This window comes from Lacinutrix sp. (assembly GCF_037625555.1).
Lineage (GTDB): Bacteria > Bacteroidota > Bacteroidia > Flavobacteriales > Flavobacteriaceae > Lacinutrix.
Window position 1 is genome coordinate 1 of sequence record NZ_JASJHV010000103.1, and the last position, 12,947, is coordinate 12,947.

The following is a 12,947-nucleotide window of genomic DNA, read 5'->3' on the forward strand; positions in this document are numbered from 1 at the left end:
AGACAATTCTTCAATACCAACGTGTAATGCTGTAGTAACAACACCTCAAGATTTAGCTGTAGATGTAAATGAAAACACAGACATAACTTGGACAACAGCAACAGGTTATGTAACAGGCTATAATTTAAATCTCGTAACCTCTACAGGAGAAATTGTTTTAGATATGGTAGATGTTGGTAATGTAACCACATACGATTTTGGGACATTAAATTATGATACACAATATTTTGTTACTGTTATACCTTACAATCCAAATGGTAATGCAGATAACTGTAATGCTTCAAGTTTTATAACAAGGGCTGATCCAAACGTAATGTTAGACTGTACTTCTGGTCAACCTGTAAATACTAATTTTTGTTATACCAACAACGAAACGCAACAATACAACTTTAGTAGTAATGATGGTTACTCATTATATATTGTATTTAACTCTGGTTCTACCGAATTTGATTTTGATGAGCTTATTGTTTTAGATAGTGATGGAACAACAAATTTAAATGCAGATAATCCTTATGGTTTAAATAATGGTGGAGATTTATCTGGTTTAACATTTACAACTACAGGAACAACTGCAACAGTCTATATACAATCTGATGGCTCTGTAATTAGTTGTGAAAATGACCCAATAGATTTTGATGTGTTTTGCGCAAGTAATATTGGATTTATAGGTGTTAATGCCTTCTTAGATAATAATAACGATGGCGTTTTTAATGGAACAGATGTACCTTTTACAAACGGATTCTTTACTTATGAAATTAATAATGATGGAAACATAAGCACAGTAAATTCTAACACAGGAAGCTTTAATATAATAAATCAAGATGAAGCAAACAGTTACGATATAACTTTTGCAACAAATACAGGTTACGAGAACTGCTTTAACATTCCAACAGCATTGTTCCAGGACATTACAGTGTTAAATGGCAACACTGTAACTGTAGATTTTCCAATCACAGAGCAAATGGTTTGTGAAGATTTATCGGTTTATTTAATTCCATTTAGTTCGCCAAACCCAGGATTTAATTATTGGAACGATTTAGTTATTGAAAATTTGGGTTCAACGACTATAGCCTCTGGAACAGTAACTTTTATTCATGACACAATTGTAGATTACGTAGATGCTAATCCATTAGATTCAGGATTAACAGTTACACAAACAGCAACAGGAGCTACAGTAGATTTTACAAACCTTTTACCGGGTGAGTCAAGAGTGGTTTGGTTTAGATTATATACTCCAGTTACAGTAAGCCTAGGTGAGTATGTTACAAGTTCTGTGGTCTATACAACTGCTGCAAACGACGTGGTTAGCGAAAACAATGTTTCTATAGTCACTCAAGAAGTTATTGGTTCTTACGATCCCAATGATATTAAAGAATCTCATGGTCCAGATATTATTTATAATGATTTTGTAACAACAGACGAGTACCTTTATTATACCATTAGGTTCCAAAATGTTGGTACTGCAGAAGCTATAAATGTTAGAATAGAAAATACTGTAGATTCACAATTAGATTTAAGCACATTACAGTTTTTAAGAGCAACTCATGATGTTGTAATGATGCGAAACGGAAATCAGTTAACTTGGACATTCGATAACATTAATTTACCAGCACAATCTCAAGACGATTTTGCAAGTAATGGTTACGTTTACTATAAAATAAAACCAAACGCTGGTTATGCAGTTGGTAGTAATATTCCTAATACTGCTGAAATTTATTTCGATTTTAATGCTCCAGTAATAACAAATACTTTTGAAACAGAATTTGTAGAAAATAATTTATCTGTAGATGAATTTAACGTCAATGGCTTCGCTTTATTTCCAAATCCAGCAACTAGTACTATAAATATCAAGTTAAATAATATTTCAAGTGGAACTGCCTCTATAGAAATAATAGATGTTCAAGGTAAAATAGTGATTAATGATGTAATAAGCGAAACACTTCAGCTTAATGTAAAAAACCTTCAAGCAGGTTTATATTTTGTTAAACTGAAACAAAACAACAAACAAACCATCAAGAAATTAATAATAGAATAAGAAAAAAACAAATATAACTAAAATAGCTTCAGTTCGCGCTGAAGCTTTTTTTGTAAACATTACTTTTGTTTTATGACTCATTTAAAAAACTAAAAAACCAATTATTACTTATTGTCTTTCTATTTATTGTTTCAGCATGTAAACAAGAAACAAAACCAGTTATAGGTGTCGATTATTCTCAAGAAAAATTAGATGTCACAACATCTATCTACCCAGAAGATATTGCTAAAACACTAAATGCTCATGGCCAAATAGACCAATGGAACACCTTTAATACTTTAGTGTTTACAATGAAAAAAACCACTGGAGACGAAATAACAACTACAGATTTAAAAGACAGAAGAGCATTAATAGAAACCAATGATTTTAAAATAGGTTATGCAGGTGATGAAGCTTGGTTAATTAATAAAGGAGATAATAAATATGAAGGTAACCCACAGTTTTATTACAACTTAATGTTTTATTTCTATGCAATGCCTTTTGTACTTGCAGATGATGGTATTACATATACAAACGTAGAGCCTTTAAATGCGGGTGGAAAAGAATATCCTGGCATAAAAATTAGTTACGGTGAATCTATTGGCGAATCTCCAGAAGACGAATACATTATGTATTACGATGCAGAAACTAATAAAATGGCTTGGTTAGCCTATACTATTACGTTTTTTACAAAAGAGAAAAGTAAAGATTGGCACTTTATAAAATATGTCGACTGGCAAACTATAAAAGGTATGGTGCTACCTAAAACGTTAGAATGGTACAAATCAGATGTATTTACAATAGGAGAGAAGCGAAAGGATTTGCTAATTACAGATGTTTCGTTATCTAAAAACAAACTAGAAAAAGATTTTTTTAAAAATCCTGAAAAAGAGTAATTTATAGATAATCTATTCTTACAAGTAAAAACAGCACTAAACACTATTAAATATTAATCGTATTTAGTGCTGTTTTTGTTTTTAGTCAAAACAGAGAATCACTGGTTTGTTTGGGTTTATAAAATTACCTGTAAACATCACGCGTTCAGCTTCTATTTTTAGACTGGGTAGCATGTCTATTTTTATGCTTTTTAAAGATTTCTCTAAATTAGCAGTAGAGAAAACAAGTTGGCCTTATCTTATATTATCTATACCATTGAGACTTAATTTTTTTTCCATAATAGATTTAGATATTTCATCTAGTCCATTGTAACTACTATTAAAATTTAGGTATGTAAAACTAATACTAGAAATAAATAAAGGCTGATTTTTAGTAACTTGTTCTTGGGCAAAACCCAAAAAAGAAATTATAGTAAAGCATGTAAATAATAAATGTCTCATAATAATTAAATTAAGTTTATTCTATAGTCATAATTACTAGTTTTTGTATTTATTGCTATAACGCTTATATAATTCTGTTTGGTGAGACTCTAAACTTATGTCGCGACCTTGAATATATGCTTTATCAAGTTTATTTGTTCGCATGTCTAAAGCGTCTCCTTCACTAATAAAAAGTGTTGCGTCTTTACCAACTTCAAGAGAGCCAACAGTATTGTCGATACCTAAAATTTTAGCAGTATTTAAAGTAATTAAACTTAAGGCTTTTTCTTTGTCTAAACCATAAGCAGCACAAGTACCAGCTAAAAAAGGAAGATTTCTAGCGTTCATACGTTCCATACCTCCTGCATTTTCTAAACCAACTAATACACCAGCATTAACTAATATATTGGCTAATTTAAAAGGCAAATCATAATCATCATCATCGTTATTAGGTTCGCTATGAACACGTTGTAATAATACAGGTATGTTATTTTGTTTTAATAAGTTACTTACTTTATGTGCTTCATAACCACCAACAATAACAACATGTTTAATATTAGTTTCTTTTGCAAAATTTATAGCATCTGTGATACCTCTTTCACCATCAACATGGACATATAATTTTTTAGAACCATCAACAACTCCATTTAAAGCTTCAAAAGGTAAATGTCTTGGAGATTTATTACTTTGTTGGTAGGCTTTACTTTCAGCAAAATAAACAGCTAGTTCTTCAATTTGTTTGTTGTAATTTTTATTTTCTTTATGCATAGAAGATTCTTCTAACCACCAACGTCCTCGAGAAAATGGACTTGGCCAATTTATATGTATACCATCATCTACTTTAATAGCAGCATCTTCCCAATTCCATGCATCAAACTGAACCACAGATGAGGTTCCGGAAATACGTCCACCTCTTGGTGTAATTTGTCCCATTAAAACGCCATTAGGTCTCATAGATTCTACAACTTTAGATTCTGTATTGTAGGCTATTAAACTTCTAATATGCGGATTCATTGCGCCTACTTCATCTACATCATTACTCGCCCTAACAGCATCTACCTCAACTAGTCCTAGAGTAGAATTTGGTGCTATAAAACCAGGGTATATGTGTTTACCAGAAGCATTCATTACTTTACCTTGACGTGCAATTTTCATTTTCGCACTTCCTACAAAAGTAATTTTACCATTGTTAAACATAATAAGTGAGTTCTCTATAATTTCTCCATTTCCTAAATGTGCAGTTGCACCTTCAATAGATATGGCATTAGTTTGCTTAGAAGCTGGAGTTTGTTGCGCTATAACTATAGAAGAAAGCAATATTGCAAAGGCTAATACTTTATATTTTAATTTTTTCATTTTGAAAATATTTTTAAATTTTTGGGTTAAAACTAAGATTGATTATTAAAATTCTGAATCACAGTGGAAATGTTCTTTCTCTTTCTTTTCAATCGGTTTAGTTTTTAAGCCTTTATTTTTAGCTTGAAGCATTAATGTTGTTAATTCGTTTTTCTCTTTCTTAATAGATTCACGTAATTTTTTATCACGATCAATATCAAAATAAGTTACACCTTCAATAATTGTTTTTTCAGCTTTAGCATATATAGACATAGGATGGTCGTTCCATAAAACAACATCTGCATCTTTTCCTACTTTAATGCTTCCTACGCGATCATCGATATGTAATAGTTTTGCAGGGTTTAGAGTTACAAATTTCCAAGCGTCTTCTTCGCTAATATCTCCATATTTAACAGATTTTGCAGCTTCTTGGTTTAGACGTCTAGACATTTCGCTATCATCACTATTTATAGCAACAGTTACGCCTGCATTGTGCATAATTGCAGCATTAAAAGGGATAGCATCATTTACTTCGTATTTGTAAGCCCACCAGTCGCTAAATGTAGAGCCACCTGCACCATGTTCTTTCATTTTATCTGCTACTTTGTAACCTTCTAAAATGTGCGTAAAGGTGTTAATATTAAAATCGAATTTCTCTGCTATCTTCATTAGCATATTGATTTCACTTTGTACATAAGAATGGCAGCTAATAAAACGTTCTTTGTTTAAGATTTCTGCAATTACTTCCATTTCTACATCTTTTCTGAAAGGTTGTCCGCTTTTCTTTTTAGTATCATATTCCTTTGCACGTTGAAAGTAATCTGTATAAACTTGTTCAACACCCATTCTTGTTTGTGGAAAACGTACAGTATTAGTACTTCCCCAATTACTTTGTTTTACATTCTCACCTAGAGCAAATTTGATAAACTTAGGCATGTTTTTATATAATAGGTTATCTGCTGTTTCTCCCCATTTAAGTTTAATAACTGCAGAGCGACCACCAATTGGATTTGCAGAGCCATGAAGAATTTGTATGGATGTTACTCCACCAGCTAGGTTTCTATAAATGTTTATGTCTTCTGGATTAATAACATCTTCTTGTGTTACTTCTGCAGTAGAGTTGTGCCCAGATTCGTTAACAGATGAGGTTGCTATATGTGCATGCTCGTCTATAATTCCAGAGGTTAAATGTTTACCGTTTCCATCAATTACTTGAGCATTTTTATCACTTAGGTTTTGTCCTATTTTAGAAATTTTACCATCCTTAATTAATACATCTGTATTTTTAAGAATACCCTCTTTTTCATTAGTCCAAACGGTAACATTTTTAAATAGAATAGTTTCTTGTTTTGGTAATGTTTCAAAACCATAACCCATATTAGGATAGGTTACAGGAAACAGTTTTTCAGTTTTAGGGACTGCTTTTTTATCACTTTTTTCACTTTTACCTTCATTATTTTCGTTGTCATCGTCTTTTTTATCTTCAGCTTTTTTAACATCTATTTTTTTAGAAGCATAGAAAGTACTTTCATTTCCATTAGGAAAAACAGCTTTACCGCTAAATGCATTTGTGTTTTTTACATTTGCAACTAAACGAATAAATTCTTGTTTTGTAGTATCTACGGTTGAGAACGTAAGACTCATCCAATCATCCTTAAAACTAATTTTAGACCCTAGTTTATTACTGTCTGCTTTTACTTCAGATTTTAATTTTTCAATTTTACCTTTTATAGATAATACATAATCAATGTTACCAAGGTTAAACGTGTAATCTCCTCGAATATCTGTTTGATTTAGTTCTTTTAACTCATTTTTTGTTCCTGCTACCCAGTTTTGAAAAACTGTTGTTTTCTTATCAAACAAATCTCCAGAGGTTACTAAAAAGTTTGCGTAAGCTCCAGTTTTTAAACTTCCTATTTCGTTACTTTTTCCAAGAATTTGTGCTGGAATAGTAGTTAAAGCTGCTAGTGCCTTATCTTTTGATAAACCTGCTTCAATTGCTTTTAAAAGGTTAGGCATAAATTCTTTAGCGTCTTTAAGTTTATAGGTTGACAAAGCAAATTTTACATTGTTTTCTTCTAAAATTTTTGGGTTATGTGGTTTTTGGTTCCATTCGCGTAAATCTGCTAAAGCAACAGAGTTTGCTAAAAACGGGTTTTCCATGTCATAAGCATCTGGAAAGTTTATTGGTAAGATATAGCTTCCGTTAGTTGCTTTAATTTCTTTTATGTATTCGTATTCGTCACCACCACCTACAAATACATATTGTGTATTAAATTGGTCTCCAATTTTATCTAAACGCAAAGCATTCATTTTGCTTCCTGCTTCAATAATTTGAACTAGATTTTTATTATCATTAAAAGCTTCTAGTGTTATGTCCTTTTCTTTTGCTGCTCCTGTAATATACCAATTAGCATCCATATTTACTTGACGTAACAAAGCAAAAGAACCCATGATTGAATTAGGATAAGATTGCCTAGAAGTAACACTTTTACTGGTGCCTAGATATTGTGCGGATTTTGTGCTAAGTATTCTATTAGCATTAGATTCTTTAGAGTTTAATGCAACCAGTGTTCCAGTACCTCTAATTATACCATCATCTATATGTGTGTTAACAACTCCAAAACCTGCTGCAATTAATTTTTCAGCTTCTTTATTATCGTAATTAAACATATCAATTGCATTTTGTTCTGCTCTAATATGATCGTTCCAATAGTGTCCTTCTCTTTCTGCATCATATTGAGGTGCTCTAGAGTTTCCAACAGACCTTTTAGGTTTATCTACACCAAAAGTAGAGTAGATATCTATAAAAGAAGGGTAGACGCTTTTTCCAGTTAAATCTGTAACAACAGCATTTTTTGGAATTGAAACATCTTTACCAATAGATATTATTTTTCCATCTTTTATAATAATGGTTCCATTCTCTATAACCTGAGTAGGAGATACGTGAATTTTAGCATTTGTTACTGCAGTGTAATTAGAACTTATGGTTTTTACACCATCGTTTTTTGGTATGTTTTCTTGTGCAAAGACATTAATAGCAAACACCAAACATGTAAGTAGAATTGTTTTTTTAATCATGAGATAGTTTAATAGGATAATTAGACACTAAATATAATAATTAGAAGCACTCTAATGCAAACGAATTCTGTTAAAGTGGTTTATCTTTAAGATAATTTACTAATAGTGCAACCACATAGCTATAACTTTTCATACCTCCTTTTTGGTTGTTGGCCTCTAAGTAAGTATTGTATGTTTTTTGAAACAAAGGTTCTATTGGGTTTTGGTGGTTTATCCAGAACTCACGAACCTCTTGATAGTTTTTTAAAATTCCAGGATTAATAGATTTTAAAAGTGTTTCGTATTCTTCTGGGCTACGTCTATATACCTCGTGTAAGCAATGGCGTAAACCAAAAGTATAGCCAGAGTATTTAAAATAGAGGTCTTTATTACTTGTAGCCGCTAAAAAGCCTATAAAATTAGCTTCGTTTTCTGAAGCATATCCTAATTGGTGTGCTATTTCGTGAGACGCAGTGGTAGGAAATTTAAATACTGGAATTTTACTGTTTATTTGTGCTTCGTTGGTCAAAGGATTTAAATAACCACTAAATCCCATATATGTTAATGGCAAACTTAATAACGATTTTTTTACGCTATTGCCTTTGTATTCTAGTTCTGGAAATATGTCTTGAAGTTCACTATAACCTTCAGGTGTTTTGTTTATTATTTCAGTTTTAGAGTATGGAAACTCTACTTTTATAGTATCATTTCCTACAATCTTACGGTGTGTAGTATTAGATTTATTGATAAGGTTTTTTGTAACTTGTGTTAGCTCTGCAGTTGTATAATCTGCTTTAATATTTAGATTTTCATGTAATGGCAAACGATAGTAATTCATGGCCCAAAACAAATAAAAAGCAATATAAATAATTGAAACTGCCGAAAACACATCTATAAGCCAGTTTTTAAAGTCTTTTCTAATACGTTTTCTATTAATAATAAGCCATCTTATGCTATATATAATTCCAAAACTGTAGACTAAATCTCCAAACGAAAACGGTATCCAACCTAATGTATAACTAAACAATTTAGATAATACTATGTATAAGCCTTTGCTATAATAGGTCTCAATAAAATTCGGAAATTTTGCTAATATCTTAACTATTAAAAGTGCAGGTAGTATAGAAAGTGCAATTAGAATTTTTTTGTTTTTCAGCATGTTTCAAAAATAGTTAATTTTCTGTTAGACCTCCTAAGATTTTATAAGTAGATAGGTCTTTTTTGTATTTTAGCATTTCAAATTAAAATATTAAAAATGAATTCAGAAATAAGAGTATTAGAACCAAAAGAATTATGGAATAAATTTGCAGACTTAAATGCTGTACCTAGACCTTCTAAAAAAGAAGAACGTGTGATTGCTTTTATGAAAGATTTTGGAGCAAAACTAGGTTTAGAAACCATAGAAGACGAAGTTGGTAATGTTATTATTAAAAAGCCAGCAACTTCAGGCATGGAGGATCGTGTAACTATTGTTATGCAATCTCATTTAGATATGGTACATCAAAAAAATAATGATACAGAATTCGATTTCGATACTCAAGGTATAGACATGCATGTTGTTGGTGATTGGGTAAAAGCAAAAGGGACAACATTAGGAGCAGACAATGGCTTAGGTGTGGCTACTATTATGGCTATTTTAGAAAGTACAGATATAGAGCATCCTGCTATTGAAGCTTTGTTTACCATAGATGAAGAAACAGGAATGACAGGTGCTATGGGCTTAAAAGGCGGTTTACTTTCTGGTGGCATATTATTGAATTTAGATACAGAAGAGGATGATGAAATAGGAGTAGGTTGTGCTGGAGGTGTAGATGTTACTGCAACAAGAACTTATACTGAAGAAGAAACACCAGAGTTTAAAATAGGTTATAAAATTACTGTAAAAGGTTTACAAGGTGGACACTCTGGAATGCAAATACATGAAGGATTAGGAAATGCCAATAAAATAATGAACCGTCTTTTATTTGATGGTTTTGAGAATTTTGGTTTAAGAATTTCTGAAATTGATGGTGGAAGTTTGCGTAATGCTATACCAAGAGAAAGTAACGCAATTGTTGCTATAGATGCGTTACATGAAGATGCTCTTGGTACAGAAATGACTTTGTTGGCTAACTCAATTAAAACAGAGTTAAAAACTATGGAGCCAGATTTAGAGATTATAGTTTTTAAAATAGATACTCCAGAGAAAATAATGGATTTGGCTGTGCAAGAAGGCTTAACTAGAGCAATTTATGCAGCTTTAAATGGAGTTCATCGCATGAGTGCAGATATTCCAGGCTTGGTAGAAACCTCTAACAACGTAGCAAGAGTGATAGTAAAAGATGGAGCTGTTAAAATTGGTTGTTTAACACGTTCATCTGTAGAGAGTTCTAAATTAGATTTAGCAAATATGTTGCGTGCAACATTTGAGCTTACAGGTTGTGAGGTAGAATTGTCTGGAGATTATCCTGGATGGACACCAAATATGGACTCGTCTATTTTAAAAGTGTTGAGTAGTTTATATGAAAAAATAAATGGAGAAAAAGCACATGTTGCTGCATGCCATGCAGGATTAGAATGTGGTATTCTTGGGCAAAATTATCCAGATATAGAAATGATTAGTTTTGGGCCAACCATTAAAGGAGCGCACTCTCCAGATGAACGTGCAAGTATCTCATCTGCTAAAAAATATTGGGAATTTGTATTAGCTATTTTAAAAGAAATACCTAAAAAGTAATTAATACAGAATCTTTTTTTACGTTCTATTTATATATTATTAAAGACTACACTATTAGTTTAGTTTTACGATACCATTTAATATTTTTTCACAATCCTCCTTGTAGCTATCAAGTAAAGCTTGTGAAGTTTAGGTAATAAATTGTACTGTTCCATCACTGCTTGAGTAATAGTACCCATAATATGAAAATTTAATTCCTTGAATGGTTCCATTCATTTGAAGATGAAGCACTTTAATACCATTTACAATTCTATATTCTTCGGTAATAATTTTTTAATCTGGTGCAGCATCTCTTCCGTTTTGTAATGCTATGGCTTTTAAAGATTCTATTGGTATTTCTAGTTTTTCACATATTATCATACCATATAAGTCTTCATCTTTAAGCTTAAGTTCATATTCAGCATCAGCATTATCTGTAGCTTTGCTGTATGACCATAATGTAGGATCTAAATAAAAACCAACATCTAACTTGCTACTTTTTAGTAAAAAAGTAGATTCTTCATCTGTTTTAAATACTTTTGTACTTGTTGGAGTTTCTTTTTCTATAGCGTCTTCTTTGTTTTCATATTCCCAACTTCCATTTTCAAATAAAATTACTTATTCACCTGTTTCTGTAACCGCTTTTTGTTGTGCCTTAGAAAGATTCAATGCTAAAAGGCATAATAATAGTAACGTTATGTTTTTCATATTTCAATTATAATTAGATGGAGTATTAAATGTTTTTTTATAGTTGAAACGAATCTAGTATATTTTTAATATAAAAAAAACAAATCAGTTTTAAACTTAAACAGCCTTTTAATTACTTTTAAAAGGCTGTTTATTATTAATTAGAAAATAGTATATCTACTGAATCCCTTTTATTTCAATATCAAAATATAAATCTGTATTAGGTTTAACTTTTGGTGCACGACCAGCTGCACCATAGCCTAAATAACTAGGTACATAAACTCTTGCCTTGTCTCCAACTTTCATTCTTAACATGGCTTCTCTAAAACCAGGAACTAAACTTGCAGACTCATTATAAATCATTGCAAACGGTTTGTATGCTCCTGCTTTGTCTTGTTGCTCATTGTATTGGTTCATTTCTTTAGCAACATCTGCATAGGTTGTGTATAATAAATTTCCATTCATAAAGTAGGCAGAACAGTTTACAAGTACTTTTTCTATGATTTTAGGTTTTATTTGAGTTTTAGCTTTTATATGATACATAATCATTCCAGTAGGAGACTCAAAAAACTCACCTCCAAAATTAGCATTGGCTGCTTTAAAATCTTCAACTGCAGCTTTAGATTTTTCTTTAACTAATTCTAACTCTCTTTTTTTCATGTCTTCTAGACGTTTTGGCAATAAAGGTTCTTGTTCTGTAAATACTGTTACAGCATTAAATGCTTTAGCGTCTTTTCCTTTACGAATAATAGTAACTTTATTAATAACAACATCTTCAAGTGGTCTGTTTAATGTTTTACTTTCTTTAGAAACCGGAACATTAGATATAGAGTCTTGTACATCTAAGCCTTTAACTATTTCTCCAAAAACAGGATGACAACTAACACCTCTTTGACTACAATTTTTTAATGTTCCATCTGCGCTAAATGCATCTCCTCTTAAATAAGGTACCTCTGTAATAAAAAATTGAGAACCGTTTGTTGTAACACCTCCAGAATTTGCCATAGATAATATACCGCCTTTGTTATGGCTTAATATTTTATCGAACTCACTATGAAATTTATAACCAGCATTTCCCATTCCAGTTCCAGTTGGATCTCCACCTTGAATCATGAAATTATTCATAACACGGTGAAAAATAATTCCATCGTAAAAAGGCTTTCCTTTTAAAGAGTCTTCTAAATTTGGGTGATTACCTTCTGCTAACCCAACAAAATTGGCAACTGTTACTGGTGCTTTTTTAAAATATAGTTTAGCGACCATTACACCTTTTGTGGTATTAATTTCTGCATATAAGCCATCTTCTAAATCTGGATATTGATCTTGGCATGAGAATGCGCTCATGCTTACTAATAATGCAATAATAAAAAGTTTTATAGAGTTTTTAATGTTATTCATTTTTAAAAAATATTATTTATTTGTTATTGTATTTACTGTTACTATACTAATTAATGGTGTGTTTCTTCCTATTCTGTTTTCGTCTCCATAATAACCATAGGCTTTTTGAGATGGGAAAATAAAAGTAAAAGTTTCACCAGCTCTCATTACTTTTAAACCTTCTCGAAGTCCAGTAAAAAGGGCTTCTTGGTCCATAGCATAATCTCTAGTTTTTAATTCTACCATCGTATAAATTAGTGTACTATCTAATGTAGAAAGATTGAAGTTGAAATTTACAATATCTCCAAATTCTGGAAGCTTAGAGGCTTCAGCACCTAAAACTGTGTCTTGAGAGTACCAAAAACCATACTCTGCTGCCATAAATTGTTTTGTATTTTGAGCTTTAATATAGGCTTCTATAGCTTTTTTTTTCGGCTTCATAAAGTGTTTTGTTTCTTTTAGC

The 12,947-nt window shown here is 31.4% G+C and carries 9 protein-coding genes; 3 read left to right on the forward strand and 6 right to left on the reverse strand.

Translation table 11 applies throughout. The features are described 5' to 3' along the window. A partial coding sequence (locus QNK89_RS08595) for a T9SS type A sorting domain-containing protein (protein ID WP_340170601.1) occupies positions 1 to 2,035 on the forward strand: 2,035 nt, incomplete at its 5' end. Between the two features lie 65 nt (positions 2,036 to 2,100). Further along, the gene (locus QNK89_RS08600; RefSeq protein ID WP_340170602.1) at positions 2,101 to 2,910 is read left to right on the forward strand and encodes a DUF6503 family protein; all 810 of its coding nucleotides are present in this window, start codon (positions 2,101 to 2,103) and stop codon (positions 2,908 to 2,910) included. 234 nt (positions 2,911 to 3,144) lie between these two features. Here QNK89_RS08600 and QNK89_RS08605 read toward each other — a convergent pair whose 3' ends face one another. From QNK89_RS08605 to QNK89_RS08620, 4 genes are all read right to left on the reverse strand, one after another. Then, a complete protein-coding gene (locus QNK89_RS08605) occupies positions 3,145 to 3,351 on the reverse strand; it encodes a hypothetical protein (RefSeq protein ID WP_340170603.1) in 207 nt (68 codons plus the stop codon). Positions 3,352 to 3,387: 36 nt separating this feature from the next. Beyond that, a complete protein-coding gene (locus QNK89_RS08610) occupies positions 3,388 to 4,686 on the reverse strand; it encodes an amidohydrolase family protein (RefSeq protein ID WP_340170604.1) in 1,299 nt (432 codons plus the stop codon). Positions 4,687 to 4,731: 45 nt separating this feature from the next. Then, positions 4,732 to 7,746, reverse strand: coding sequence for an amidohydrolase family protein (locus QNK89_RS08615; protein ID WP_340170605.1), 3,015 nt, complete (start codon positions 7,744 to 7,746; stop codon positions 4,732 to 4,734). Positions 7,747 to 7,816: 70 nt separating this feature from the next. Then, positions 7,817 to 8,884 (reverse strand): DUF3810 domain-containing protein, encoded by a 1,068-nt coding sequence (locus QNK89_RS08620; RefSeq protein ID WP_340170606.1) that lies wholly within the window; start codon positions 8,882 to 8,884, stop codon positions 7,817 to 7,819. 96 nt (positions 8,885 to 8,980) lie between these two features. Between QNK89_RS08620 and QNK89_RS08625 the strand changes: the two genes are divergently transcribed. Beyond that, positions 8,981 to 10,441, forward strand: coding sequence for an aminoacyl-histidine dipeptidase (locus QNK89_RS08625; protein WP_340170607.1), 1,461 nt, complete (start codon positions 8,981 to 8,983; stop codon positions 10,439 to 10,441). Between the two features lie 843 nt (positions 10,442 to 11,284). On the opposite strand, the gene QNK89_RS08630 is transcribed toward QNK89_RS08625, so the two are convergent. Next, the gene (locus QNK89_RS08630) at positions 11,285 to 12,505 is read right to left on the reverse strand and encodes a peptidylprolyl isomerase (RefSeq protein WP_340170608.1); all 1,221 of its coding nucleotides are present in this window, start codon (positions 12,503 to 12,505) and stop codon (positions 11,285 to 11,287) included. A 12-nt stretch (positions 12,506 to 12,517) separates the two neighbouring features. Beyond that, the coding region (locus QNK89_RS08635; protein WP_340170609.1) for an FKBP-type peptidyl-prolyl cis-trans isomerase at positions 12,518 to 12,947 on the reverse strand (430 nt) is incomplete at its 5' end.